Genomic DNA, 24,746 nt, shown 5'->3' with positions numbered 1-24,746 from the left:
GAACCTAAGCTGGCCGCCATGCCCGAACCCTTGATCGCGCCGTCGATCCTGGCCGCCGACTTCGCGCGCCTGGCCGACGAGACCGCCGCCGTCGTCGGCGCCGACTGGCTGCACGTCGACGTGATGGACAACCACTTCGTGCCGAACCTGACGCTGGGCCTGCCGGTGGTCGAGAGTCTTCTCGCGGCCACCGACATTCCGATGGACTGTCACCTCATGATCGAGGATCCGGCGCGGTGGGCGCCGCCGTACGCCGAGGCCGGCGCCTACAACGTGACGTTCCACGCCGAGGCCACCGACGACCCGGTCGCCGTCGCCCGCGACATCCGGGCCGCCGGCGCCAAGGCCGGTCTGAGCGTCAAGCCGGGCACCCCGATCGAGCCCTACCTCGAGATCCTCCGGCATTTCGACACCCTGCTGGTGATGTCGGTCGAGCCGGGCTTCGGCGGCCAGAAGTTCATGCCCGAGGTGCTCTCCAAGGTCACCGCGGTGCGACGCCTCGTCGACGCCGGAGAGCTCACCGTGGTGGTGGAGATCGACGGCGGCATCAACGACGACACCATCGAGGCGGCCGCCGAGGCGGGCGTGGACTGCTTCGTGGCCGGCTCGGCGGTCTTCGGCGCCGCCGATCCCGGGGTCGCCGTGCAGAAGCTCCGACGGCAGGCCGCCGCGGCGTCGAAGCATCTGGCCTGACGCACCCGTGAACGTCGACGACGCCATGCGGTCGGCCATCGCCCAGGCCGACGGCGTCAAGGGCACGACCTACCCGAACCCGCCCGTCGGCGCGGTGATCCTGGACCGCGACGGGCACATCGCCGGGGTCGGCGCCACCCAACCCGCCGGTGGACCACACGCCGAGGTCGTCGCCCTGCGGCGCGCCGGGGAGCGGGCGGCCGGCGGCGTGGCGGTGGTCACCCTGGAACCCTGCAACCACCACGGGCGCACCCCGCCCTGCGTCGACGCACTGATCGCGGCCGGGGTGTCCAGGGTGGTCTACGCCGTCGCCGACCCGAATCCCGTCGCCGCCGGGGGAGCCAAGCGTCTCGGCAACGCCGGCGTCGAGGTCGAGGTCGGGGTACTTGCCGACGACACGGCCGGGGGCGCGCTGCGCGAATGGCTGCACCGCCAGCGCACCGGCCGGCCGCACGTCACGTGGAAGTTCGCCTCCAGCGTCGACGGGCGCAGCGCCGCGGCCGACGGCACCAGTCAGTGGATCACCAGCGAGGCCGCCCGCGCCGACGTGCATCGGCTCCGCGCGGTCGCCGACGCCATCGTCGTCGGCACCGGCACCGTATTCGCCGACGATCCGACGCTGACGGCCCGGCTGCCCGACGGGTCGCTCGCCGAGCGCCAGCCGCTGCGCGTCGTGGTCGGCGAACGGGACGTCTCACCCGAGGCCAAGGTGCTCAACGACGACTCGCGAACGATGGTGATCCGTACCCGGGATCCGCACGAGGTGATCCGGGCGTTGTCCGACCGGACCGCGGTGTTGGTGGAGGGCGGCCCCACCCTGGCAGGGGCGTTCCTGCGCGCCGGGGTCGTCGACCGGATCCTGGCCTACGTCGCCCCGATCCTTTTGGGCGGTCCGATCACCGCGGTCGACGACGTGGGTGTGGCCAGCATGGTCGCGGCTCAGCGGTGGCGCTACGACGGCGTCCTGCGGCTTGGCCCCGACATCCGGATGAGTCTGGTGCCCGCCACGTCATAAACGAGACGTGGAATTCCCTTGGCGGCCAATGTGAGTCGCGTCACGCGCGGAATGTGCTCCGTTGGGACACTCGTTACTCCTTTGAGACCTCAACCGCCCCACGTGGACCCGATTGGTGTCGCTGGTCCCCGTAAAATCGGAGCCATGGTCGTGGCCAACTGGCCCAGGCTGCCCGTCGATTCGGGCACCACGTAACGAAGGACGAAGAGCAATGACTGCACTGCAGGACTGGCTCAGCTTTCGCCCGGCCGATCAGAACGCCATCGTCGACATGGTCTTCCGCCCCCTGCGCGCGGTGCTGAACGGTCCGGAATCCGAAGCCAGAAGCGAACTCAAGCTGCTCACCCCCGGCGTCGAGCGCTGCTGACCGGTTAGCTCTGAGCGCCGACCGGAGCGGTCGTCGTGTCCAACTCCTCGGCGTGCTCGTGCTTGCCGGCGATGAGCAGACCGAGCAGCGCGCCCACCACGCAGACCACCATCGTGATGAAGAAGATCTGCCCGTACTGCATCGTGTAGGCGGTCCTCACGTTGGCAGCGAGTTGCGCGCCAATCTCCAACAGGTTGTTGCCCTTGGGCTTCGGCATCTCGGCCAGGTACTGGTTGAACTTGTACAGGCCCCAGGCACTGAGCGACGCCAAACCGATGAGCATGCCGATCATTCGGGACACCACCACGGCGGCGGATGCGATTCCGTGTTGAGAGCCGGGCACGGTGCGCAGGGTGGCCGACGTCAGCGGCCCGATGACCAGGCCGAGGCCCAGACCGGCGAGCACCAGGTCGGTGTCGAACGTGGGCAGCGTGAACAGCACCAGGTCGTGGTGCGCTGAGAGGACGTCGACGTTCCAGTGCGACACCAGCCAGTAGCCGAACGCCGCGATCAGCAGGCCGACGAACGCGACGATGCGGTCGCCGATGCGGGTGGCGATCACGCCGCCGATCACCGCGCCGACGGGCAGTGCGCCCAGGAACCACAGCAGCAGCAGAACGGTCTCGTTCTGCTCCTTGCCCAGCACGCCCTGGCCGAACAGTTCGACGTTGACCAGCGTCACCATCAGGGCCGCACCGGTACACAGCGACGCGCCCAGGGCGGCGAGGAACGGGCGGAACTTCACGCCGGTCGGGTCGATGAGGCGGGTCTTCGCGAACTTCTCCCACACGAAGAAGGCGATCGCCATCACCAGGGCCACGCCCAGCACGGGCAACCCCCAGCTGGGGAAGACCTGCTTGCCGTCGGGCGACGGGTTGTACATGCCGAACACCATGAGGCCCAGCGCGACGGCCAGGAGTAGGCCGCCGACGACGTCGACCTTCTCGCGTGGCTCGTCCGGGTCCCTCGACGGCAGGCTGAAGTGGATCATCACCATGGCGATGAACGCGAGCGGCACGTTGATCCAGAACACGTCGCGCCAGGAGGTCAGCGCCCAGACTACGGCGACGCCGTACAGCGGACCGAGGACGGCGCCGAGTTCCTGTGCCGCACCGATGCCGCCCAGGACGGAGGCCCGGCCCTTGGCGGCCCACAGGTCGGCCGCCAGGGCCAGGGTCACCGGCAGCAGCGCGCCGCTGGCGGTGCCCTGCAGGAATCGGCCGATGACGATGGTGAAGAGGTCGTCCGACAGCGCGGTCACCACGGAGCCGACGGCGAAGCCCGCCAGGCTGAGCTGCAACACCAGCTTGCGTCCGAAACGGTCCGAGGCCCGGCCCAGCAGCGGCATCGCGGCGATGTACCCGAGCAGGTACATGGTGATGATCGGGGTGACGCGCTGGATTTGGTTCAGCGAGATCCCGATGTCTCGCATGATGTCGTTGATGACCGTGATGACGACGTAGGTGTCGAGTGCGCCGAGGAGGACGGCGAGTCCACCGGCGCTGATCGCGATCCGCCGGTTGGTCGCCTTCGGCTGGACGCTGCCGGGGGCCGTCACGTTCCCGCGAGCCATCAGGCGGCGGGCTTGGTGACGGTGACTGTCTTGCCCCAGTCGCTCAGCGTCATCTGGACACTGTTGCCCTCGCTCGGGTCGAGCTTGGCCTGCTGCAGGGCGTGGTCGCCGTCCTCGGTGATCCACGCGGTGGCCGGGACGTCGCCGGAGGCACCGAGATTGGCAAGCCCGTTGACGACGGCGGCGCTGACCTTGCCGGTGACCTTCACGGTGTTCACACCGTTGATGGTCTCGCGTCCCTCGGACTTGGGATCAGTGAAGTTGGCGAGCAGGTTGGCCAGGCCGACCTGGGGATTCAGGATCTTCGACACGTCGTAGATATCGGCCGCGGGGCCGAAGTTGGTGAAGCTGCCAGGCGTCAGTGCGCCGTACAGATCCCCGTCGGCGACGACGAAGTCGACGTCCTTGAAGGTCTGGCCGAAGGCGATGATGCTGGCCTTGCCCTGGGCCGCGACCACGGGAACGTTGGTCAGGTCGCCGGTCAGGGTCTCGATGGGCAGTTCCTTGATCTTGCCCGTCACCGTGAGCGCGAGGTGCACGCTCTTCTGTGCGCTGGTCGTTTGGGTGGATTCCTTGAGCAGCGACGCTGCGTCGGGCAGCGGTGAGTCGTTCTTCGGCGAGGACGAGCCGCAACCCGCGACGAGCAGGATGGCGGCGAAGATGGACACGAGGACGGCAATGCGAGGGCGCGTCTGCATGAACTGCATCGTAGTGGGTGGGCCTGGGTGCGCCGTTGCCCGAGGTACCGGGTACAAACGTGGGCGTGCCGACTGAGCTGGTCTTTCGCCCCGTTCCCTCCGACGCCGGGGACGCCGCCGCACTGGTCGCGGCGATGCTGGCCGAAATGCGCGAGCTGTACTGGGACGTCGGCGGATCCGGTGGTCTGGACCTCGATTCACCGGACATGCCCAAGGCCGGGCCCGCCGAGTTGGGCCCACCCGGCGGGGTGTTCCTGGTCGGCTATCGCGAGGGCATGGCGGTGTGCGGCGGCGGTCTCAAGCGGTTGCCCGACGGCTCGTGCGAGATCAAGCGGATGTATGTCGTCCCCGCCGCGCGGGGTCAGGGCGTGGCCCGAGTGTTGTTGCACGCCTTGGAGGACGCCGCCCGTGAACTCGGCTACGCGGTGGCCCGCCTCGACACCGGCCCGCGGCAAGGTCACGCACAGCGGTTCTACGAGAAGGAGGGCTATCGGCCGGTCGGCAACTTCAACGACAACCCGGTGGCCACCTACTTCGGGGAGAAGCTGCTCTGAAGCCCGAGACGACTAGTCTTGGTCTCGTGTTCACCGGCATCGTCGAAGAGTTGGGCGAGGTCGTCGGCAAGGAAGACCTCGCCGACGCCGCCCGATTCGTCATCCGCGGCCCGCTCGTCACCACCGACGCCGGCCACGGCGACTCGATCGCGGTCAACGGTGTGTGCCTGACCGTCGTCGACCTGTTGCCCGACGGTGCGTTCACCGCCGACGTGATGGCCGAGACGTTGAATCGCTCCAGCCTGCAGGGCGTCGGGGTGGGCAGTCAGGTCAACCTCGAACGCGCCGCCGCCGTCGATGGCAGGCTGGGCGGCCACATCGTGCAGGGCCACGTCGACGGTACCGGCCGGGTGCTGGCCAGAACCCCGTCCGAGCACTGGGAGGTGGTCCGCATCTCGCTGCCCGACACGGTCTCCCGGTATGTGGTGGAGAAGGGTTCCATCACCGTCGACGGCATCTCGCTGACGGTGTCGGCGATCGGCGCCGACTGGTTCGAGGTGTCGCTCATTCCGGCCACCCTGCAGCTGACGACGCTGGGTCGCGCCGAGGTGGGGACCGCGGTCAACCTCGAAGTCGACGTCATCGCCAAATACGTCGAACGGCTGCTGGCCCATCGGGGCGCCGCCGAGAGCTGACTCGCCGTTGCGACCGGCGTCACGTTGTTGGACGAAAAGTTCAATTGAACCGATCCCTCGGCATGTTCAATCCGAATTCCGGGTACCCAGCGCTACCTTCGGCCGTTCCACGGTGAGTTTCCGTTCGTTCTTCGGCGGCACCTCGGCGTCTCCGGCACAGCCGACTACGCCTCGTGACCGGAGTAGAGATGCTCGACGACCCGACGACCGCCGACCCCGGCGCCGACCAGCAGCGCATCACCGACGCTCTTCGCGCGATCACCGAACGCCGGGCCGTCATCGAGCAGGCCAAGGGCATGTTGATGCTCGTCTACGGAGTCGACGCCGACGAGGCGTACGACGTCCTCCGCAGGCTGTCTCAGCACGGCAACGTGAAGCTCCACGTCGTCGCACACCAGGTGATGAACTACCTCGTCGAACTGGCCCGCGACAAGGGTCCCGTGCGACGGCTCGCGCTCGGCGGATTGATCGAGTCCGCCAACCGGAGAATCACGCACGGCGACTTTCGCCCCCGCTGAATGAAACGTCCGCCCTGCTCGGAGCTGCTGGCGGGAGCGGGCAATAGGTGCTGCCCCGGGTTGGTTCATACTGAAGGACACTGACCGAGGTCGAACGGCGCCGTACGACGCCGAACGACGCTGAACGACGCTGAACGACGTAGTAGGGCGCATCGCACGATGGTTCCGATGGTGGAACGGCAAGGGTGGCAAGGATGACGAGGCTGGATTCCGTCGAGCGGGCGATAGCCGACATCGCTGCGGGCAAGGCCGTCGTCGTCATCGATGACGAAGATCGCGAGAACGAGGGCGATCTGATCTTCGCCGCCGAGAAGGCAACCCCCGAGCTGGTCGCGTTCATGGTGCGGTACACCTCCGGCTACCTGTGCGTGCCGCTGTCCGGCGAGGTGTGCGACCGGCTGGGTCTGCTGCCGATGTACGCGGTCAACCAGGACAAGCACGGCACCGCCTACACCGTCACGGTCGACGCCAAGGCCGGCGTGGGCACCGGCATCTCGGCATCCGACCGGGCGACGACGATGCGTCTGCTCGCCGACCCCACCGCCGTCGCGGGAGACTTCACCCGGCCCGGCCACGTGGTGCCGCTGCGCGCCAAGGAGGGCGGCGTTCTTCGCCGCCCCGGTCACACCGAGGCCGCGGTGGACCTGGCGACGCTCGCCGGACTGCAGCCTGCGGGCACCATCTGCGAGATCGTCAGTCAGAAGGACGAGGGCGAGATGGCCCAGACCGACGAGCTGCGGGTGTTCGCCGACGATCACGACCTGGCGCTCATCTCGATCGCCGATCTCATCGAGTGGCGGCGCAAGCACGAGAAGCACATCGAGCGCATCGCCGAAGCCCGCATCCCGACCCGCCACGGTGAGTTTCGCGCAGTGGGCTACACCAGCATCTACGACGACGTCGAGCACGTCGCCCTGGTCCGTGGCGACATCACCGGGGGCGGACCCGACGGCAATTCCGATCACGACGGCCACGACGTGTTGGTCCGGGTGCACTCCGAGTGCCTGACCGGCGACGTGTTCGGGTCGCGGCGCTGCGACTGCGGTCCGCAGCTCGACGCGGCGATGGCGATGGTGGCCCGGGAGGGCCGAGGCGTGGTGCTCTACATGCGTGGGCACGAGGGCCGCGGCATCGGCCTGCTGCACAAGCTGCAGGCCTACCAACTGCAGGACGCCGGCGACGACACCGTCGACGCCAATCTCAAGCTCGGCCTGCCCGCAGACGCCCGGGACTACGGCATCGGCGCCCAGATCCTGGTGGACCTCGGCATCCGCTCGATGCGGTTGCTCACCAACAACCCCGCCAAGCGCGTCGGCCTGGACGGTTACGGGCTGCACATCATCGAACGCGTGCCGCTGCCGGTGCGCGCCAACGCCGAGAACATCCGCTACCTGATGACCAAGCGTGACCGCATGGGACACGATCTGACCGGCCTCGAGGACTACGACGACGGCGTCTACGAGTTCGGCGACCGGTTGCCGCCGACCGCGACCGACCCCGGGGGAGTCGCCCCGTGAGCGGCGGCGCAGGCGTTCCCGACATGCCGGCAGTCGACGGGTCCGGCCTCAAGCTGGCGATCGTCGCCAGCACCTGGCACACCACGATCTGCGACGCCCTGCTCGACGGCGCGCGGCGAACCGCGGCGGCTTCCGGGGTGCCCGATCCCGACGTGGTCCGCGTCCTCGGTGCCATCGAGATCCCAGTCGTGGCACAGCAATTGGCGAAGTCGCACGACGCCGTGGTGGCGCTGGGCGTCGTCATCCGCGGTCAGACGCCGCACTTCGACTACGTGTGCGACGCCGTCACCGCCGGTTTGACGCGGGTGTCGCTCGACGAGGGCACGCCCGTCGCCAACGGCGTGCTCACCACCAACGACGAGCAGCAGGCGCTCGACCGCGCCGGGCTGCCCGGGTCGGCGGAGGACAAGGGCGCACAGGCCGCCGCCGCGGCACTGTCGACGGCACTCGTGCTGCGGGACCTGCGCAAGACGCCGTGACGGAGCCCGCCTGCGACCTCGAGGTCAAGCCGCACCTGACGCCCTACTTCGCCTACGGCGCGGCCTTCCTGATCGCGGCCGCGCACATCGCGGTGGGCTTCCTGCTCAAGGTCGGCTCCTCCGGGGTCGTCTTCCGCACGGCCGACCAGGTGGCGATGGGATTCCTGGGCGTCATCATCGGGTGCCTCGTCCTCTTGTTCGCCCGCCCCCGACTCCGCGTCGGCCCCGGCGGTCTGTCTGTGCGAAACCTGTTGGGCTACCGCCTGATTCCCTGGTCGAACGTGGTCGACGTGTCGTTTCCCAAGGGCGCTCGGTGGGCCCGCGTCGACCTGCCCGACGACGAATACGTGCCGTTGATGGCGATTCAGTCGGTCGACAAGGAGCGCGCCGTCGACGCGATGGACGCCGTGCGAACGCTGGTGGCCCGCTACCGCCAACCCGAGGTCAAGCGAGGCTCAGCGACATCGTGATCTCGTGGGCCCTGGCCTCGGGGGTGGCGGCCCCGCCCTCGACGAGGTCGAAGCCCAACCGCTGGTAGATCCCGCGGGCGGACGCGTTGCCGGTCTCGACGCGCAGCGTCACCACCCGCGCCCCCTGCGCGCGAGCCCACTGCACCGCGGCGCTCACCAGGTCGTACCCGAGTCCACGGCCACGCACCTGCGGCTCGAGCCACAGCGAGTAGAGGTACACCGTGTCGGTGCTCTGCCGCTGGGCGCCGATCAGGCCTACGAGGTCCTCGCCGACGAGCAGGGCGAACTGGGCGTGGGCGCGCAACCGGCGACGCCACTGGGACGCGGTGAAGGCCAACTCCTCGCGGTACTGCCGGTCCTCGGTGCCGAGGGTGTCGTCCAGGGCGCGCAGACGAAGCGCGGCGAACTCGCGCCAGTCCGCTTCGACGAGCCGTGTGACGGTGGGTGCACTCATGCAGCGTCGCATGGCTCCTTCGGGCGGTGCGTTAGAATGTGCTGATAGTGACCCATTTTCGCACGTCGGCGACCGCTCTGGAAGCCGACGCACATTACGTGCGCGCCGCCCAGGTGACCATGCGTCCCGGGACGTCGCCGACCATCACCATTCCGATCGCCGGCGGCCGGTGTCCCGACGTCGACGGCATCTGGTCCTACCTGCAGGAGCCCGCGGAGTTCTTCGGCATCGCCATGCCGGGCGTCGACGAGGTCGCCGCCGCGCTCGACGGGTTCGCGGCCAGATCCGCCGCCGCGTGGGTGGCCGCGACCGTCGTGATCGTGGAGACCAACGACGCGTCCGAGGTCGCGGTGTTCGGCGCCACCGTGCGGCCGTGGCGCCCGGAGGCCGTGGTGATCGTCGCCGACGACTCGGTGCCACCGGTACACCGCGCGTCGGACCCGTGGTGGCGGCGGATGGCCGCGCGCACGACCAGTCGCGCCGAGATCGACCAACGCGAACGCTGGCTCACCGGCCTCGGACGGGCTGATGCACTGTCCGGCGGGGTGCCGCTCCTCGGTGCGCTGGTGGCCGAGACCACTCGCGGTTGCGTCGGGGTGGAGAATCCCGAGCCCACGTCGGTGCTCGTCCAGCTGGCGGAGTGCGGGTGGACGGCGCCCGTCACCCGGACCGCCGAACTGCCCGCCGGAATCGTCCGGGCCTGGTGGGTGTCCCCACGATTCGAGACGCACCCGGTCGCCGAGCTCGCCGGGGCGCGCTTGCCCGTCACCCTCGACGACGTCGAGGCAGTCCCGCCGTTCGCGAGGTGGTCATGACCGAATTCGACCCGGCATCGTTTCGGGCGCTGAGCATCGACGGCTACGACATGGCCGACGGGGTGTTCCGGGCGCGGTATACGTTGCGCACCAGCATCTCTGGCGATCAACCCGGTGACGTCTCCTTCGCCGAGGTGGTCGACTTCGCGGCCGCGCTGGGCGAGCACCGACCCGACGACCGGCTGCTCGGCTTGCTGGCGCTGACCTGCTCGCCGAGTTACTACAAGGCCGCCGCGCCGGCGCGAATCGAGATCGCGTTCCCGACGCACGCCTTCGAACGTCACTACCTCGAGGAGCTCGTCGCGGGCGGGCTCGGCGAATTCGCCTACCGCAACTCACTTCCCGGCGCCCTGACCCCCGAGGTGACGGGCCCCGACGCCGGGCCCGCGGAGACCGCCGAGGACGGGTGGGACCCCGACGCCGAGCCGCTGGTACCCGTGGGCGGCGGCAAGGACTCCGTCGTGAGCATCGAGGCACTCAAGGGGCACGGCTTCCACCCGACGCTGTTCAGCGTCAACGAGTTCGACCCCATCGACCGGTGCATCGACATCAGCGGTCTGCCCAGCGTCCGGGTCACACGTCGGATCGACCCCGCCCTCATCGAGGCCAACTCGCGCGGCGCCCACAACGGGCACGTCCCGGTCACGGCGATCAACAGCGTCATCGGTTTGATCGTCGCCGATGCGACCGGTCTGGGCCCGGTGGTGCTGTCCAACGAGCGGTCCTCCAACGTGGGCAACGTCACCTGGCAGGGGCGCGACGTGAACCACCAGTGGTCCAAGAGCATCTCCTACGAGACGCTGTTGCGGGACACCTTGCGCCAGTACGGTTTCAACCCGGATCGCTACTTCTCGCTGCTTCGTCCGCTGTCGGAGTCCGAGATCGCCGACCGCTTCGCCCGCAGTCCGCAGTACTTCCGCGACTTCATCAGCTGCAACCGGCCGTTCGCCATCGACGCGGGCCGCCGAGGGGCGACGTGGTGCGGGCACTGCCCCAAGTGCCTGTTCGTCTACGGGCTGATGGCACCGCGCCTCGGCCGCCCCGAGGTCGAGTCGATCTTCGGTCACGACCTGTTCTCCGAGGTCGACAATCGCCCGGGTTTCGAGGACATCGTCGGCCTCGGCGTGCACAAGCCGTTCGAATGCGTCGGCGAGTACTACGAGGCCGCCGAGTCCCTGGTGGCGGTGCTCGACGGCGAGGAGTGGCGCGGAGTGCCGATGATCGAGGAATTCCGTTCCCGCCGAGGTGAACTCGAGAAGGTGTCGCAGGCCTACGCCGCGGAGCGCACCGGTGCCGCCGACGTCGACTACGTTCCCGCGAGGTACGCCGCGGCGTTGGTCCGGCCGTGACCGAGGTCCCGTCCGACCTGGCCGGGCTGACCGTCGGCATCTGGGGTTTCGGCCGGGAGGGCGTCTCCATGGCCAGGACGGCCGCCGCTGCCGGCGCCGCGCGCGTCGAGGCCGTCGACGACATGGGCCGTCGACCCTTCGAGGAACCTCAGGACATCCCCAACCTCGAGGTGTTCCGCGGCCCCGAGCATCTCGCCCGCCTGCGGGCGTGCGACGTGGTGTTCGTCAGCCCCGGTGTGCCGTGGCGCCAGCCGGTGTTCGAGGACCTTCGGCGCTCCGGCATCCGGATCTCCAGTGCCGCCGACTGGTTCATGTCCCGGCACGGTGACGTCACCGTCGGGATCACCGGGACCAAGGGCAAGAGCACCACGGCGTCGTTCCTGGGCCACCTGCTCCGGCAGGCGGGCGTCGACGCCGTCGTCGCAGGCAACATCGGCACCCCGCTGTCGGATCTGTCGCCCGAGGCCGGTGCCGTGGTCGTCGCAGAGATCTCCAGCCAGCAGGCCGCGTTGCTGACCACCTCGCCGGCGGTGGCGGTGATCACCAATCTGTACGAGGACCACCTGGATTGGCACGGCGACCGCGATTCCTACCACCTGGCCAAGGCCAACGTGTTCCGTCGGGGCGCCCGAACCCTGGTGACCACCCCGGACGTCCTGGCGACCCTGGAGCGGATCGGCGCGCCGCCGACCGGACCCGAGGTGCGCCTCGTCGAACCCGACCGGCTACCGCACAGTGCGACGGCGTCTCGACGGTCGGTGATGAACTACGAGCACAACGTGGTCAACGGGGCGCTGGCCGCCGTCGCCGCCGCCGAGGTGCTGGGCCGCGAGGTGACCCAGCAGGAGTACGACTCGGCCGTGCGGACGTACCCGGGCTTGCCCCACCGGCTGCAGACCGTCCGCACCACCGGGCGCATCCAGTGGATCGACGACACCCTGGCCACCACGGGGGAGAGCGTCGTCGCGGCGCTGCGGGCGATGGACCCCGACGACCACGTCGCCCTGATCGTCGGCGGGATGGACCGGCAGCTGAGCTACGAACGACTCGACGGCTACCTGTGTGGTGGTGAGCGCCGGGTCACGCTGATCCAGGCACCCACCAACGGAGCCGCCGTCGGCGTGGAGTTCGCGCGCCGCCATCCGTCGCGCACGCACGTGGTCGACGGCCTCGAGGAGGCGGTGCTGGTGGCCGCGGGACTGCCCGACGTCGACGTCGTGCTGCTCTCGCCGGGCGCGGCGAGTTATGACCTCTACGTCAACTATGAGGCGAAGGCCGCCGCGTACTGCGGTTTCGTCGACGCCCTCGGCTGACGGGCCCACGCCTGGCGTTCGGTTGTCGGCGGGCGAACTAATCTGGACTCCGTGCCCGATCCAGCGACCTACCGGCCGGCCCCGGGCTCGATACCCGTCGAGCCCGGCGTCTATCGGTTCCGCGATCCGCACGGCCGGGTGATCTACGTCGGCAAGGCCAAGAGCCTGCGCAGCCGCCTGAACTCCTACTTCGCCGACCTCTCCGGGCTGGCGCCACGTACCCGGCAGATGGTGACCACCGCGGGCAGCGTCGAGTGGACGGTCGTCGGCACCGAGGTCGAGGCGCTGCAGCTGGAGTACAACTGGATCAAGGAATTCGATCCGCGGTTCAACATCCGCTACCGCGACGACAAGTCCTATCCCGTGCTGGCCGTCACCCTCAACGAGGAGTACCCGCGGCTGTTCGTCTACCGCGGTCCGCGCCGCAAGGGCGTGCGGTACTTCGGGCCCTACTCCCACGCCTGGGCCATTCGCGAGACCCTGGACCTGCTGACCCGGGTGTTCCCCGCCCGCACGTGCTCGGCGGGGGTGTTCAAGCGCCACAACCAGATTGGCCGGCCCTGCCTGCTGGGTTACATCGACAAGTGCTCGGCGCCCTGCGTCGGCCGGGTCAGCGCCGAGGAGCACCGCCGCATCGTGCTCGACTTCTGCGACTTCCTGGCCGGTAAGACCGACCGGTTGGCCCGCGACATGGAACAGCAGATGAACGCCGCCGCCGAGCAACTCGACTTCGAGCGTGCCGCCCGGCTGCGGGACAACCTGTCCGCCCTCAAGCGTGCACTCGAGAAGCAGACCGTCGTCTTCGGCGACGGCACCGACGCCGACGTGGTGGCGTTCGCCGACGACGAGCTCGAGGCCGCGGTACAGGTGTTCCACGTCCGCGGCGGACGGGTGCGTGGTCAGCGGGGCTGGGTCGTCGAGAAGTCCGGCGAGCCCGGCAAGTCTGGCCAGGAGCATCTCGTCGAGCAGTTCATCACCCAGTTCTACGGCGACCAGGCCGAACTCGGAGGCGCCGCCGACGACGCCACCAACCTGGTGCCCAGGCAGGTGCTGGTGCCGGTGCTGCCTGACAACGCCGACGAGCTCGCCGCCTGGCTGAGCGGGCTACGCGGGTCCAACGTGCAGTTGCGGGTGCCCGCCCGCGGGGACAAGCGCGCGCTGGCCGAGACCGTGCACCGCAACGCCAAGGACCAGCTGGCCCAGCACAAGCTGAAGCGCGCAGGCGACTTCAACGCCAGATCCGAAGCACTGCAAAGCATTCAGGAGTTCCTGGGGCTCACCGAGGCGCCGCTGCGCATCGAGTGCGTGGACATCAGCCACGTCCAGGGCACCGACGTGGTGGCGTCGCTGGTGGTGTTCGAGGACGGGTTGCCTCGCAAATCGGATTACCGGCACTACGCCATCCGTGAGGCGGCGGGCGACGGGCGCTCCGACGACGTCGCCTCCATCGCCGAGGTGACGCGGCGCCGCTTCGCGCGCCACGTCGCCGACGCCCAGGCGCCCGTCGTCGAGGACGGCAAGGCCAGGAGATTCGCGTATCCGCCGAACCTGTTCGTGGTCGACGGTGGCGCACCTCAGGTGAACGCCGCCGCCGCCGTCCTCGAGGAGTTGGGCGTCTCCGACGTGGCCGTCATCGGGCTGGCGAAGCGGCTCGAGGAAGTCTGGGTGCCCGGCCAGGAGGACCCGGTGATCATGCCGCGCAACAGCGACGGGCTCTACCTGCTGCAGCGCGTGCGCGACGAGGCGCACCGGTTCGCGATCACCTACCACCGGAGCAAGCGGTCGAAGCGGATGACCGCGTCGGCACTAGACTCCGTGCGAGGACTGGGGGAGCACCGGCGAAAGGCGTTGGTGACACACTTCGGGTCGGTGGCCCGGTTGATGGACGCCAGCGTCGAGGAGATCACCGCGGTACCGGGAATCGGGGTGGCCACCGCGAACGCCGTCCTCGAGGCACTCGGGGTGCCTACGATCAAGGCCGAGGCGACGACGACGGGCCAGGGGATGACGACGAGCGAGCAGCTGGAGGCGGATCGCGCATGACCGATCTGCGCGACGGCCACGGCGACGAACTGCCGGCGGCCGGGATCGACGTCGTCCTCGTCACCGGACTCTCGGGGGCGGGCCGCGGTACCGCGGCCAAGGTCCTCGAAGACCTGGGCTGGTACGTCGCGGACAACTTGCCGCCCGAGCTGATCGCCAGAATGGTCGAGCTGGGACTGGCCGCCGGCTCGCGCATCACCCAGCTCGCCGTGGTGATGGACGTCCGCTCCCGGGGGTTCACCGGCGACCTGGAGTGGGTGCGGCACGATCTCGCCACCCGGGGGATCACCCCTCGCGTGCTGTTCCTCGAGGCGTCCGACAGCATCCTGGTGCGCCGCTACGAACAGAACCGCCGCAGCCACCCCCTGCAGGGCAATCAGACTCTGGCCGAGGGCATTTCCGCCGAGCGCAACCTGCTGGCGCCCATCAGGGCCGCTGCCGACCTGGTGATCGACACCTCGTCACTGCCGGTGCCCGCACTGCGTGAGACCATCGAGCGTGCGTTCGCCGCCGAGACAGTGGCCCACACCAACGTGACCGTCGAGTCCTTCGGGTACAAGTACGGTTTGCCGATGGACGCCGACACCGTCATGGACGTCCGCTTCCTGCCCAACCCGCACTGGGTCGACGAGTTGCGCCCGCACACCGGCCAGCACCCGGCCGTCCGCGACTACGTCCTCGGCCAACCGGGGGCGGCGGACTTCATCGACACCTACCATCGGCTTCTGGACGTCGTCATCGACGGATACCGCAGGGAGGGCAAGCGCTACATGACCGTCGCGATCGGGTGCACGGGTGGCAAGCATCGCAGCGTCGCCATCGCCGAAGCCCTCGCGGGGCGCCTCGACGGTGACGGTGATCTGACGGTGCGGGTGCTGCACCGGGACCTGGGCCGCGAATGAGCGCACGCATCGTCGCGCTGGGCGGCGGCCACGGGCTCTACGCGACGCTGTCGGCCCTCCGCCGGCTGACGCCGCACGTGACGGCCGTCGTGACGGTCGCCGACGACGGCGGCTCCTCGGGGCGGTTGCGCAGCGAACTGGACGTCGTGCCACCAGGTGATCTGCGAATGGCGTTGGCGGCGTTGGCATCCGACACCCCGCACGGTCACCTGTGGGCGACCATCCTGCAGCATCGGTTTGGCGGAAGCGGCGCGCTGGCCGGCCACCCCATCGGCAACCTGCTGCTCGCCGGGCTCAACGAAGTCCTCGCCGACCCGGTCGCCGCGCTCGACGAACTCGGCCGCATCCTCGACCTCAAGGGCCGGGTGCTGCCCATGTGCCCCATCGCGCTGCAGATCGAGGCCGACGTCGCCGGCCTTGAGTCCGACCCACGGATGAGCCGGGTGATCAGGGGCCAGGTCGCCCTCGCCACCACCGTCGGCAAGGTGCGACGCGTGCGCCTGCACCCGGGCAATCCGCCCGCGACGCGCCAGGCCGTCGACGCGATCATGGCCGCCGACCTCGTAGTGCTCGGTCCCGGCTCCTGGTTCACCAGCGTGATCCCGCACGTGCTCGTACCGCAGTTGGCCGCGGCGCTGCAGGCGACGACGGCGCGGCGCGCGCTGGTGCTCAACCTGGTCGCCGAACCCGGCGAGACGGCAGGCTTCTCCGCCGAGCGTCACATCCACGTACTGGCGCAGCACGCACCAGGTTTCACGGTGCACGACATCGTCGTCGACGCGGCAGGCGTCCCGGGTGAACGCGAACGCGACCAACTCCGTCGGACCGCCGCCAGCCTCGAGGCACGAGTTGAGTTTGCTGACGTGTCCAGACCTGGTACACCATTACATGATCCGGCCAAGTTGGCCGCGGCGCTGGAGCGAGTGAGGCTGCGCGGTAGTGCATCCGCGCCGCCGCCGGCTCCGACTGCCGCCGCCCAGTCGGTCGACGAAAGGTGACGATCTCGTGGCGATGACAGCCGAGGTCAAGGACGAGCTGAGCCGTCTGGTGATCAACTCGGTCAGCGCGCGACGCGCGGAAGTCGCGTCGCTGCTGCGCTTCGCGGGTGGTCTGCACATCGTGGGGGGCCGAGTGGTCGTCGAGGCCGAGGTCGATCTCGGGGTCATCGCCCGGCGGCTGCGCAAGGACATCCACGACCTCTACGGCTACAACGCCGTCGTGCACGTGCTGACCGCCAGCGGTATTCGCAAGGGCACCAGGTACGTGGTCCGGGTGGCTCAGGACGGCGAGGCGCTGGCCCGTCAGACCGGACTGCTGGATTTGCGGGGCAGGCCTGTGCGTGGTTTGCCGGCCCAAGTCGTGGGCGGCAGCGTCGGCGACGCCGAGGCCGCCTGGCGCGGAGCGTTTCTGGCGCACGGGTCGCTCACCGAGCCGGGCCGTTCCTCGTCGCTGGAGATCAGCTGCCCCGGTCCGGAAGCGGCACTGGCCCTCGTCGGGGCGGCGCGTCGGCTCGGGGTCAGCGCGAAGGCCCGCGAGGTACGCGGCAGCGACCGCGTGGTGGTGCGGGACGGGGAGGCCATCGGTGCGTTGCTGACGCGGATGGGCGCCCAGGACACCAGGCTGACGTGGGAGGAGCGCCGCCTGCGCCGCGAGGTGCGGGCAACCGCGAACCGGCTCGCCAACTTCGACGACGCGAACCTGCGCCGCTCGGCGCGCGCCGCGGTGGCCGCTGCGGCCCGGGTGGAACGCGCCCTGCACATTCTCGGTGACTCCGTGCCCGACCACCTGTCCAACGCGGGCCGGTTGCGCGTGGAGCACCGGCAGGCGTCACTGGAGGAGCTGGGCCGGCTGGCCGAGCCTCCGATGACCAAAGACGCCGTGGCAGGGCGTATTCGGCGACTCTTGTCGATGGCCGACCGCAAGGCCAAGCAGGACGGCATCCCCGACACCGAGTCGGCCGTGACACCGGACCTGCTCGACGACGCCTAAGCTGCGACCGCCGAGTGTGGGAGTGGATTGGCCGCGGGGTTGGCGGCCAGCGCGTCCAGCACCGCGGCCATCGCCTGCGGGCTTAGGAAGATGTTCGCGTGCCCGACGACGAGTCCTGGATACCGGTCCTGCAGCACGACGTTGTGGACGCCGTCCCCGGTGAGCGCCTGCTGGGTGTAGGGCGTGACGACCTCGTCGTCGACCGAGGAGATCGTCGTGTACAGCACCCCGGGCCGGGTGTCCCCGTGCCCGTAGACCTCGTCCTGGAACGGTGACCCCGACGCCTGCTGGAACAGTGCGGGGGCGATCGCGTCGGCCACGGCGGTGAACAGCGCCCCCAGGATCGGAATGGACGTCAACCCGTTGAGTTGGTCGAAGTCGGTGCCGTGGTTGCTCGGGGCGAGACCGATGACCTGGGACACCTTGGCCGCACCGCCGAGTTCGTTGACGTAGTAGACCGGCAGGATGCCGCCGCCCTGGGAGTGCCCGATGAGGATGACCTTCGGGGCCTTGGTCTCGGCGAGCACCCTGTCGACCTCCGCGGCGAGTTCGAGGCCGGACTGCCGGATGTCACCCACGGCCTGGATGGGGAAGTTCGGATCACCGGTGACGTTGCCGTAATTGAACGTGTAGACCTTGTAGCCCGCGTTCGCCAGCACCGGTGCCCCGACCGACCAGTTGACGCCCTGGGTCGCAGAGGTGCCGTTGAGCAGGATGATCGGCAACGGATGCTCCGGCGTCACCCTGATCGACGGGTCGTTCGCTCCCGCGGGCGGCCTGGTGGGGGTGAAGAACGAGAGCCCGTCGAGGATGCCGTAGTCGACCGCGAATCGACCGGTGGGAGGTACCGGCGAGGCACCGACCAGGGTGCGACCGGCGGCGGCCGCAGCGTTGGCCACCGACATCGCCAACAGGTAGGGCACGCCCAGGAAGCTCGACGGGCCGAAGAACTGGGCGACGACGGTCGCCGCGGTGTGCACCACCGACACCGACACCGTCGCGACGTCGACGGCCAGCCCGGCGAGTTGCAGGTCCAGCCGTGGCGCGACGGTCGGTGCGGGCCGCGGGGTGCCCGCTGCGGCCGCGACCGCCGCAGTCTGCGCCGGGACTGCCTGTACCGGGGCGACCTGCGCTGGGACGACGCGTAGCGCAGGGGGAGGGGACGGAGATTTCGGTGGGGAGGCTTCGGGGGCAGTGGTCGCCGCCGTATTCGGCTGCCGTGCATGGCCGTTGGACTGGTGCGGCGCGTCGGCTGCGGGCGCCGCTTCGGTGGGCTCGGACGCGGGCGGTTCGGGCTCCTTGGGTTCGGGCTCCTTGGTGTCGGAAGTCGGCTCTGGTTTCGGCGCATCCGGCTTCACCGCGTCCGGTGTGGTGGCGTCCGGCTTCACCGCATCCGGCTTGGAGGTGTCCGGCTTGGTGGTGTCCGGCTTGGTGGCGTCCGGCTTGGAGGTGTCCGGCTTGGAGGTGTCCGGCTTGGTCGCGTCCGCCCCGCCGGAGCCGGCCGATGTGGAGTCGTGCGCAGAGGTCTGGCCCGAGGGACTGGCCGAACCGTCGTCGGCCAGGGCCACGCCGCTGCTGCCCAACGCACCGGCGGAGAACCCAGTCAGCAGGATCGCGGCAAGGGCCAACCGCAGCCGCGGGTGCGGCACGGGCGTTCCGTACGAACTGGGGCGACGCGAACTCTCGTACATCCGAACCTCCGACTCGAGCTAACGGACGGTAGCCGTCGAGCGACCTCGGCGGTCGCGGTTTCGGTCGAATCGACCGGCGCCGCTACCGTGGGCCGATGGACACCCTTCGGGTGGGCGGGACCGCCCCCGAGCCACCGTTCGGCGCCATGGCCGACGGCGGCGGTCTCGACGTCGACCTCGCCACCGCGCTGGGGGCCGCCCTCGGTTTGACCGTCGAGCGGCTCACCGTCGGCGCGTTCGAGGCCGACGCACTCGCCGCCCTGCGGGCCGGGGCGTGCGACTGCGTCGTGGCGGGTCTGACCGCCACCGCCGGGCGACGGACCTCTGCCGCGTTCGGGCCGCCGTATCTGGTGTCGGGGCAGGCGCTCGCCGTCGACGCGGTGCGACATCCGGCGAGCCGTTCGGTCGACGACCTGGCCGGGCTCACCATCGCCGTGCGTCGGGGCTCGGCGGGGGAGTCCTACGCCGAGCGGCTGCTCGCCGCCGGCCAGATCGGAGCGGTCCGCGCCTTCGGCCATCGCGACTTCGCCTCGGCAGCAGGCGAACTCGCGGCACATGGTTGCGACGCCCTGGTGGCCCTCGCACCGACCCTCACCCAGCTCGTCGCGTCCGCCCCCGACGTCGACGTCGTGCAGCGAGGGCTCAGTCGCGAGGAGATCGCGGTCGCCGTGGCCCCGGGTGACGACGCGCTGTTGGCTCAGCTCGGCACCGCCCAAGACCGCCTCGAGGCCGACGGCTCGTTGCAGGAAATGCGCCGCAAATGGCTCGGCAACCCCTACCGGGACCAGAGTCTGGCCGCCCACTGACCAGCCTTCGCGTCAGGAGGGGCGCACCACTAGGCTGATCCCCGAGCACGAGACGGGGCGACGTCCCAGAGCATCTTCGAGATCTAAGGAGCACGACAGTGACCGTTCGGGTAGGCGTTAACGGCTTCGGCCGAATCGGACGCAACTTCTTCAGGGCCCTGGACGCGCAGAAGGCCCTCGGCAACAACGTCGACGTCGAGATCATCGCCGTCAACGATCTGACCGACAACGCCACGCTGGCGCACCTTCTGAAGTTCGACTCGATCCTCGGCCGGCTGCCCTACGACGTCAGCCTCGAAGGTGACGACACCATCGTCGTCGGCGACACCAAGATCAAGGCGCTCGAGGTCAAGGCCGGTCCGGCCGAACTTCCGTGGGGCGATCTGGGCGTCGACGTCGTCGTCGAGTCCACCGGCATCTTCACCAACGCCGCCAAGGCGAAGGGTCACCTCGACGCCGGTGCCAAGAAGGTCATCATCTCCGCACCGGCCACCGACCCCGACATCACCATCGTCATGGGCGTCAACGACGACAAGTACGACGGCAGCCAGAACATCATCTCCAACGCCTCGTGCACCACGAACTGCCTCGGCCCGCTGGCCAAGGTCCTGCACGACGAGTTCGGCATCGTCAAGGGTCTGATGACCACGATTCACGCCTACACCCAGGACCAGAACCTGCAGGACGGCCCGCACAGCGACCTGCGTCGCGCCCGCGCCGCCGCCCTGAACATCGTCCCCACCTCCACTGGCGCGGCGAAGGCGATCGGTTTGGTCATGCCGGAGCTGAAGGGCAAGCTCGACGGATACGCCCTGCGCGTGCCGATCCCCACGGGTTCGGTCACCGACCTCACCGCCGAGCTGGCCAAGTCGGCCACTGCCGACGAGATCAACGCGGCGATGAAGGCTGCGGCCGAGGGCCGCCTGAAGGGCATCCTCAAGTACTACGACGCGCCGATCGTCTCGAGCGACATCGTCACCGACCCGCACAGCTCGATCTTCGACTCGGGCCTGACCAAGGTCATCGACAACCAGGCCAAGGTCGTGTCGTGGTACGACAACGAGTGGGGCTACTCGAACCGGCTGGTCGACCTGGTCGCGTTGGTCGGCAAGTCGCTCTGACCGCGGCAGATGGCGATCAAATCACTCGAAGACCTATTGGCTGAGGGCGTCGAGGGCCGGGGCGTGCTGGTGCGCTCCGACCTGAACGTTCCGCTCGACGACGAGGGGACGATCACCGATCCCGGTCGCATCCTGGCGTCGGTCCCGACGCTGAAGGCGCTCTCGGACGCAGGGGCCAAGGTCGTCGTCACCGCCCATCTCGGACGGCCGAAGGACGGGCCCGACCCCAAGTTCTCACTGGCACCCGTCGCGGCCGCCCTGGGCGCGGAATTGGGCAGGCACGTCCAGCTGGCGGGTGACGTCGTCGGCTCCGACGCACTCGCCCGCGCCGAAGGTCTGACCGACGGTGACGTGTTGATGGTCGAGAACATCCGCTTCGATTCCCGTGAGACCAGCAAGGACGACGCCGAGCGGCTCGCGCTGGCCAAGGAGCTGGCCGAACTGGTCAGCGCGGCCGACGGTTCACCCGGTGCGTTCGTCTCCGACGGATTCGGCGTGGTGCATCGCAAGCAGGCGTCGGTGTACGACGTGGCGACGATCCTGCCGCACTACGCGGGCTCGTTGGTCGACACCGAGGTCAAGGTGCTCGAGCAGCTCACCAGCTCGACCGAGCGTCCGTATGCGGTGGTGCTCGGCGGCTCGAAGGTCTCCGACAAGCTGGCCGTCATCGAGAACTTGGCGAACAAGGCCGACAGCATCGTGATCGGCGGCGGAATGTGCTTCACCTTCCTTGCCGCACAGGGGGTTTCGGTAGGCACCTCGCTGCTGCAGCCGGAGATGATCGACACCTGCAAGAAGCTGCTCGAGGACTACGGTGACGTGATCCACCTTCCGGTCGACGTCGTCGTCGCGGAGAAGTTCGCCGCCGACTCGCCGGCCGAGACCGTGGCCGTGACCGCGATCGCCGACGACCGGATGGGCCTCGACATCGGTCCCGAGTCGGTCAAGCGCTTCACCGCTTTGCTGTCCAACGCCAGGACCGTGTTCTGGAACGGCCCGATGGGCGTCTTCGAGTTCCCGGAGTTCGCCGCGGGCACCAAGGGCGTGGCCGAAGCCGTCATAGCCGCGACCGCCAAGGGTGCGTTCAGCGTCGTCGGCGGCGGAGACTCGGCCGCCGCCGTGCGTCAACTCGGTCTCCCGGAGGACGGCTTCTCCCACATCTCCACCGGTGGTGGTGCGTCGCTGGAATACCTCGAGGGCAAGACGCTGCCCGGCATCTCGATCCTGGAAGGCTAGGAGACCCCCGTGGCACGCAAACCGCTCATCGCCGGCAACTGGAAGATGAACCTCAACCACTTCGAGGCCATCGCCCTGGTGCAGAAGATCGCGTTCTCGTTGCCGGAGAAGTACTTCGACAAGGTCGACGTAACCGTCGTCCCGCCGTTCACCGATCTGCGCAGCGTGCAGACCCTCGTCGACGGCGACAAGCTGCGGCTGACCTACGGCGCGCAGGACGTCTCCCAGCACGACTCGGGGGCATATACCGGGGAGATCAGCGGTTCGTTCCTGGCCAAGCTCGGGTGCACGTTCGCGGTCGTCGGGCACTCGGAGCGTCGTACCTATCACGGCGAGGACGACGCCTTGGTCGCGGCGAAGGCGGCCGCCGCCCTCAAGCACGGGTTGACCCCGATCGTCTGCATCGGCGAGGGGCTGGAGATCCGCGAGGCCGGCGACCACGTCGCCTACAACGTCAACCAGCTCAAGGGTTCGCTGGCGGGGCTGTCGGCCGAGCAGATCGGTGCGAGCGTCATCGCCTACGAGCCGGTTTGGGCGATCGGCACCGGCCGGGTGGCCAGCGCCGCCGACGCGCAAGAGGTATGTGCGGCCATCCGCGCCGAGCTCGCCGAGCTTGCCTCGCCCGCCGTCGCGGACACGGTTCGCGTGCTCTACGGCGGGTCGGTCAACGCCAAGAACATCGGTGAACTCATCGGTCAGGCCGACGTGGACGGCGCCCTCGTCGGCGGAGCGTCCCTGGACGGCGAGCAGTTCGCGATCCTCTCGGCGATCGCCGCCGGCGGACCGCTTCCCTGACCCCGATTCCTCGATTTGGCGGGGCGCCGGTATTCTTGCGACCATGATTTTCGCCCTGCAGATCACCCTCGTCGTCACCAGCGTCCTGGTGATCCTGTTGGTGCTTCTGCATCGGGCCAAGGGCGGCGGCCTGTCGACCCTCTTCGGTGGTGGCGTGCAATCCAGCCTGTCGGGCTCGACGGTCGTCGAGAAGAACCTCGACCGGCTGACCTACTTCATCACCGCCATCTGGCTGGTGTCCATCGTCGCCGTCGCCCTGCAGATCAAGTACGGCTCCTGAGTCGCAGAATCGCTGCGGTCGCCTCGGCCTGACCGTGTTCGGCCCAGGCCAACGGCGTCGTACCATGCTCGTCGTCGACCACATCGGGATCGGCTCCGCACTCCAGTAGCGCCTCGACGAGTTCTACGTCCCCGATCCATGCGGCATGGTGCAGCAGCGTGTGACCGTCCACCTTCGCGTCGACGTCTCCACCTGCCGCCGCTACCGCCCGCACCCCGTCCGGCGTGCCCGCCCTGGCGATCGGCGTCGTGCCCTGGCTCCGCCACGGTGACGGCGAACTCGCCGGTCGCCCCCGAGTGAAGCCGTAGGAGGCGAGCAGCGCGAGGCGGTCGGTGAAACCGTGGTCGCGCGCCCAGTCGACCTGCCGCTGCACCATGTCCTCGGGGGTCTCCAGCGCCTCGCCGAGGCGGCGATGCCACGGCCCGCCGTCGCCCCGACCGAGGCCGGCCGGCAACAGGATTCGCAGATGCCCGTCGTCACGGCCGAACATCCGGTCATACAGTGTCTGCGCGTCGTTGGGATCGGCACCGCGCTCGAGCAGCAGCCGGGCCAGATCCTCGCCGGCCGGGTGCCGCGGCTGCCGTCCCGGGCCCGCCTCACCCTCACCGAAGCACAGCGTGAGCACCGTGAACGGCGTCGGCAGCCCCAGCCACAGATAACCGGCATTCGGATCCGCCCCGGCGTCGAGCAGCGCCCGTGCCGTCGCCACCGGATCTCGTTGCGGGATCCTCGAGCCGGCGAGGTAGAGCAGTGCCGTCCAGCCGAACGGCCCACCCTCCTCGGTGGCAGCCCCGGGGCGGTGCTCCAGATGGCGGCGCACCGCGACCGGATCGCCGACGACCGCGGCGGCGGCCACGCTCCGCGCGGGCAGGTCGGGGTGGGCGCGCAGCACCTCACCGGCCGCCGCCCACCGCGCCGGACCGTCGTCCTGGGAGTAGGTCAGACAGGCCAGGGCCGGGAACCGCGCGACCGGGTCGTCGTCGACGGCGACCGTCGGGTCGCGGCGGAGGCGTTCGGCAGTCCGCAGATACGCCTGCAGACGCGGCCAGCTGCTGAAGCCGACGCCCCTGGCCACGACGTGCTGCGCGGCGGTCAACGCGAACGTGGCCAGGTCCGCGGGCGCACCGGCGCGATGATGCCGCAACACCAGGGCGAGCGCCTCGGGATCGCCGTCGCGCACTGCGCGTTGCAGTCGGCGGGCGTCGCGGCGGAACCACTCGAGGGACGGATTGGTGGGCAGGGTCGGGGCCATGGCGGCCTCCTTTCGTCGCACCCGAGGTCCGCTGCGTCGGGCCGAAAGGAGGGTGGGCCGAAACCATGGTCGTGCCAGGAGGGTTGAACCCATTTCCGCGGACCGGAGGCGCCCTGGACGCCACCGCCGAGACTACCTCGTCGGCTATCGCCGAGGCCCTCGTTCTGCGTCGCGATCGTGG

The 24,746-nt window shown here is 69.5% G+C and carries 26 protein-coding genes; 21 read left to right on the top strand and 5 right to left on the bottom strand.

What is annotated here, in order from left to right:
• Nucleotides 1–18 precede the first annotated feature (18 nt).
• The 3 genes from rpe to ABZ195_RS13230 all read left to right on the top strand — a co-directional run bounded on the left by rpe (nucleotide 19) and on the right by ABZ195_RS13230 (nucleotide 2,075).
• Nucleotides 19–693, top strand: coding sequence for a ribulose-phosphate 3-epimerase (gene rpe / locus ABZ195_RS13240; RefSeq protein ID WP_355218290.1), 675 nt, complete (start codon nucleotides 19–21; stop codon nucleotides 691–693).
• Nucleotides 694–700: 7 nt separating this feature from the next.
• Nucleotides 701–1,708: a bifunctional diaminohydroxyphosphoribosylaminopyrimidine deaminase/5-amino-6-(5-phosphoribosylamino)uracil reductase RibD gene (gene ribD / locus ABZ195_RS13235; protein ID WP_355218288.1), complete on the top strand. Its 1,008-nt coding sequence runs from the start codon at nucleotides 701–703 to the stop codon at nucleotides 1,706–1,708.
• 211 nt (nucleotides 1,709–1,919) lie between these two features.
• Nucleotides 1,920–2,075, top strand: coding sequence for a hypothetical protein (locus ABZ195_RS13230; RefSeq protein ID WP_355218286.1), 156 nt, complete (start codon nucleotides 1,920–1,922; stop codon nucleotides 2,073–2,075).
• Between the two features lie 4 nt (nucleotides 2,076–2,079).
• Here ABZ195_RS13230 and ABZ195_RS13225 read toward each other — a convergent pair whose 3' ends face one another.
• Both ABZ195_RS13225 and ABZ195_RS13220 read right to left on the bottom strand, forming a co-directional pair.
• A complete protein-coding gene (locus tag ABZ195_RS13225) occupies nucleotides 2,080–3,633 on the bottom strand; it encodes an MFS transporter (protein WP_355218284.1) in 1,554 nt (517 codons plus the stop codon).
• Nucleotides 3,634–3,647: 14 nt separating this feature from the next.
• The gene (locus ABZ195_RS13220; RefSeq protein WP_355218282.1) at nucleotides 3,648–4,346 is read right to left on the bottom strand and encodes an LppX_LprAFG lipoprotein; all 699 of its coding nucleotides are present in this window, start codon (nucleotides 4,344–4,346) and stop codon (nucleotides 3,648–3,650) included.
• A 65-nt stretch (nucleotides 4,347–4,411) separates the two neighbouring features.
• Between ABZ195_RS13220 and ABZ195_RS13215 the strand changes: the two genes are divergently transcribed.
• The 6 genes from ABZ195_RS13215 to ABZ195_RS13190 all read left to right on the top strand — a co-directional run bounded on the left by ABZ195_RS13215 (nucleotide 4,412) and on the right by ABZ195_RS13190 (nucleotide 8,519).
• Complete coding sequence (locus tag ABZ195_RS13215; protein WP_355218280.1) at nucleotides 4,412–4,900, top strand: GNAT family N-acetyltransferase; 489 nt, start codon at nucleotides 4,412–4,414, stop codon at nucleotides 4,898–4,900.
• A gap of 26 nt (nucleotides 4,901–4,926) precedes the next feature.
• Nucleotides 4,927–5,535, top strand: coding sequence for a riboflavin synthase (locus tag ABZ195_RS13210; protein ID WP_355218278.1), 609 nt, complete (start codon nucleotides 4,927–4,929; stop codon nucleotides 5,533–5,535).
• A gap of 173 nt (nucleotides 5,536–5,708) precedes the next feature.
• A complete protein-coding gene (locus ABZ195_RS13205) occupies nucleotides 5,709–6,053 on the top strand; it encodes an ANTAR domain-containing protein (protein ID WP_355218276.1) in 345 nt (114 codons plus the stop codon).
• A gap of 194 nt (nucleotides 6,054–6,247) precedes the next feature.
• On the top strand, nucleotides 6,248–7,570 hold the full coding sequence (locus ABZ195_RS13200; protein ID WP_355218274.1) for a bifunctional 3,4-dihydroxy-2-butanone-4-phosphate synthase/GTP cyclohydrolase II: 1,323 nt from the start codon (nucleotides 6,248–6,250) through the stop codon (nucleotides 7,568–7,570).
• Complete coding sequence (gene ribH, locus ABZ195_RS13195; RefSeq protein WP_355218272.1) at nucleotides 7,567–8,049, top strand: 6,7-dimethyl-8-ribityllumazine synthase; 483 nt, start codon at nucleotides 7,567–7,569, stop codon at nucleotides 8,047–8,049. Before ABZ195_RS13200 ends, ribH begins: the two co-directional genes overlap by 4 nt.
• Nucleotides 8,046–8,519 (top strand): PH domain-containing protein, encoded by a 474-nt coding sequence (locus ABZ195_RS13190; RefSeq protein ID WP_355218270.1) that lies wholly within the window; start codon nucleotides 8,046–8,048, stop codon nucleotides 8,517–8,519. Before ribH ends, ABZ195_RS13190 begins: the two co-directional genes overlap by 4 nt.
• Here the strand turns inward: ABZ195_RS13190 and ABZ195_RS13185 are convergent.
• Nucleotides 8,494–8,973, bottom strand: a complete 480-nt coding sequence (locus ABZ195_RS13185; RefSeq protein WP_355218268.1) for a GNAT family N-acetyltransferase — start codon at nucleotides 8,971–8,973, stop codon at nucleotides 8,494–8,496. The two genes, ABZ195_RS13190 and ABZ195_RS13185, sit on opposite strands and share 26 nt — an antisense overlap.
• 47 nt (nucleotides 8,974–9,020) lie before the next feature.
• Between ABZ195_RS13185 and ABZ195_RS13180 the strand changes: the two genes are divergently transcribed.
• From ABZ195_RS13180 to whiA, 7 genes are read left to right on the top strand one after another with little or no spacing between them, the layout of a single operon-like run.
• A complete protein-coding gene (locus tag ABZ195_RS13180) occupies nucleotides 9,021–9,788 on the top strand; it encodes a hypothetical protein (RefSeq protein ID WP_355218266.1) in 768 nt (255 codons plus the stop codon).
• Nucleotides 9,785–11,137 carry a hypothetical protein gene (locus tag ABZ195_RS13175; protein WP_355218264.1) on the top strand — a complete coding sequence of 451 codons (1,353 nt, stop codon included), beginning with the start codon at nucleotides 9,785–9,787 and terminating at the stop codon, nucleotides 11,135–11,137. The genes ABZ195_RS13180 and ABZ195_RS13175 overlap by 4 nt, the downstream gene beginning before the upstream one ends.
• Entirely contained in the window at nucleotides 11,134–12,450 is a 1,317-nt protein-coding gene (gene murD / locus ABZ195_RS13170) for a UDP-N-acetylmuramoyl-L-alanine--D-glutamate ligase (RefSeq protein ID WP_355218262.1), read from the top strand. Before ABZ195_RS13175 ends, murD begins: the two co-directional genes overlap by 4 nt.
• Before the next feature lie 51 nt (nucleotides 12,451–12,501).
• Entirely contained in the window at nucleotides 12,502–14,493 is a 1,992-nt protein-coding gene (gene uvrC, locus ABZ195_RS13165) for an excinuclease ABC subunit UvrC (protein WP_355218260.1), read from the top strand.
• Nucleotides 14,490–15,395: an RNase adapter RapZ gene (gene rapZ, locus ABZ195_RS13160; RefSeq protein ID WP_355218258.1), complete on the top strand. Its 906-nt coding sequence runs from the start codon at nucleotides 14,490–14,492 to the stop codon at nucleotides 15,393–15,395. The genes uvrC and rapZ overlap by 4 nt, the downstream gene beginning before the upstream one ends.
• Entirely contained in the window at nucleotides 15,392–16,393 is a 1,002-nt protein-coding gene (yvcK, locus tag ABZ195_RS13155; protein WP_355218256.1) for a uridine diphosphate-N-acetylglucosamine-binding protein YvcK, read from the top strand. The genes rapZ and yvcK overlap by 4 nt, the downstream gene beginning before the upstream one ends.
• 13 nt (nucleotides 16,394–16,406) lie before the next feature.
• Nucleotides 16,407–17,384, top strand: coding sequence for a DNA-binding protein WhiA (gene whiA, locus ABZ195_RS13150; protein ID WP_355218548.1), 978 nt, complete (start codon nucleotides 16,407–16,409; stop codon nucleotides 17,382–17,384).
• Here whiA and ABZ195_RS13145 read toward each other — a convergent pair.
• Nucleotides 17,381–19,033 carry an alpha/beta fold hydrolase gene (locus ABZ195_RS13145; RefSeq protein WP_355218254.1) on the bottom strand — a complete coding sequence of 551 codons (1,653 nt, stop codon included), beginning with the start codon at nucleotides 19,031–19,033 and terminating at the stop codon, nucleotides 17,381–17,383. The genes whiA and ABZ195_RS13145 overlap by 4 nt on opposite strands.
• Before the next feature lie 137 nt (nucleotides 19,034–19,170).
• Between ABZ195_RS13145 and ABZ195_RS13140 the strand changes: the two genes are divergently transcribed.
• The 5 genes from ABZ195_RS13140 (at nucleotide 19,171) to secG (ending at nucleotide 23,313) form a co-directional block, all read left to right on the top strand.
• A complete protein-coding gene (locus ABZ195_RS13140; protein ID WP_355218252.1) occupies nucleotides 19,171–19,881 on the top strand; it encodes an ABC transporter substrate-binding protein in 711 nt (236 codons plus the stop codon).
• Between the two features lie 98 nt (nucleotides 19,882–19,979).
• Nucleotides 19,980–21,002, top strand: a complete 1,023-nt coding sequence (gene gap / locus ABZ195_RS13135) for a type I glyceraldehyde-3-phosphate dehydrogenase (RefSeq protein WP_079926804.1) — start codon at nucleotides 19,980–19,982, stop codon at nucleotides 21,000–21,002.
• A gap of 9 nt (nucleotides 21,003–21,011) precedes the next feature.
• Nucleotides 21,012–22,238 (top strand): phosphoglycerate kinase, encoded by a 1,227-nt coding sequence (locus ABZ195_RS13130; protein ID WP_355218249.1) that lies wholly within the window; start codon nucleotides 21,012–21,014, stop codon nucleotides 22,236–22,238.
• 9 nt (nucleotides 22,239–22,247) lie between these two features.
• A complete protein-coding gene (gene tpiA / locus ABZ195_RS13125) occupies nucleotides 22,248–23,033 on the top strand; it encodes a triose-phosphate isomerase (RefSeq protein WP_355218247.1) in 786 nt (261 codons plus the stop codon).
• A 43-nt stretch (nucleotides 23,034–23,076) separates the two neighbouring features.
• Nucleotides 23,077–23,313: a preprotein translocase subunit SecG gene (gene secG, locus ABZ195_RS13120; protein ID WP_056548182.1), complete on the top strand. Its 237-nt coding sequence runs from the start codon at nucleotides 23,077–23,079 to the stop codon at nucleotides 23,311–23,313.
• On the opposite strand, the gene ABZ195_RS13115 is transcribed toward secG, so the two are convergent.
• Nucleotides 23,297–24,565, bottom strand: a complete 1,269-nt coding sequence (locus ABZ195_RS13115) for an ankyrin repeat domain-containing protein (protein ID WP_355218244.1) — start codon at nucleotides 24,563–24,565, stop codon at nucleotides 23,297–23,299. The genes secG and ABZ195_RS13115 overlap by 17 nt on opposite strands.
• Nucleotides 24,566–24,746 lie beyond the last annotated feature (181 nt).

The sequence above is a fragment of the Mycobacterium sp. NPDC006124 genome, assembly GCF_040614235.1.
GTDB lineage: Bacteria > Actinomycetota > Actinomycetes > Mycobacteriales > Mycobacteriaceae > Mycobacterium.
This window is presented reverse-complemented; position numbering and strand designations above follow the sequence as displayed.

What these genes read in the sequence shown, in the direction of transcription:
- rpe (WP_355218290.1), top strand. Translation starts at nt 19, where the DNA reads ATGCCCGAACCCTTGATCGCGCCGTCGATCCTGGCCGCCGACTTCGCG.
- ABZ195_RS13230 (WP_355218286.1), top strand. Translation starts at nt 1,920, where the DNA reads ATGACTGCACTGCAGGACTGGCTCAGCTTTCGCCCGGCCGATCAGAAC.
- ABZ195_RS13220 (WP_355218282.1), bottom strand. Translation starts at nt 4,346, where the DNA reads ATGCAGACGCGCCCTCGCATTGCCGTCCTCGTGTCCATCTTCGCCGCC.
- ABZ195_RS13200 (WP_355218274.1), top strand. Translation starts at nt 6,248, where the DNA reads ATGACGAGGCTGGATTCCGTCGAGCGGGCGATAGCCGACATCGCTGCG.
- ABZ195_RS13185 (WP_355218268.1), bottom strand. Translation starts at nt 8,973, where the DNA reads ATGAGTGCACCCACCGTCACACGGCTCGTCGAAGCGGACTGGCGCGAG.
- ABZ195_RS13175 (WP_355218264.1), top strand. Translation starts at nt 9,785, where the DNA reads ATGACCGAATTCGACCCGGCATCGTTTCGGGCGCTGAGCATCGACGGC.
- rapZ (WP_355218258.1), top strand. Translation starts at nt 14,490, where the DNA reads ATGACCGATCTGCGCGACGGCCACGGCGACGAACTGCCGGCGGCCGGG.
- yvcK (WP_355218256.1), top strand. Translation starts at nt 15,392, where the DNA reads ATGAGCGCACGCATCGTCGCGCTGGGCGGCGGCCACGGGCTCTACGCG.
- whiA (WP_355218548.1), top strand. Translation starts at nt 16,407, where the DNA reads ATGACAGCCGAGGTCAAGGACGAGCTGAGCCGTCTGGTGATCAACTCG.
- ABZ195_RS13140 (WP_355218252.1), top strand. Translation starts at nt 19,171, where the DNA reads ATGGACACCCTTCGGGTGGGCGGGACCGCCCCCGAGCCACCGTTCGGC.
- ABZ195_RS13130 (WP_355218249.1), top strand. Translation starts at nt 21,012, where the DNA reads ATGGCGATCAAATCACTCGAAGACCTATTGGCTGAGGGCGTCGAGGGC.
- secG (WP_056548182.1), top strand. Translation starts at nt 23,077, where the DNA reads ATGATTTTCGCCCTGCAGATCACCCTCGTCGTCACCAGCGTCCTGGTG.
- ABZ195_RS13115 (WP_355218244.1), bottom strand. Translation starts at nt 24,565, where the DNA reads ATGGCCCCGACCCTGCCCACCAATCCGTCCCTCGAGTGGTTCCGCCGC.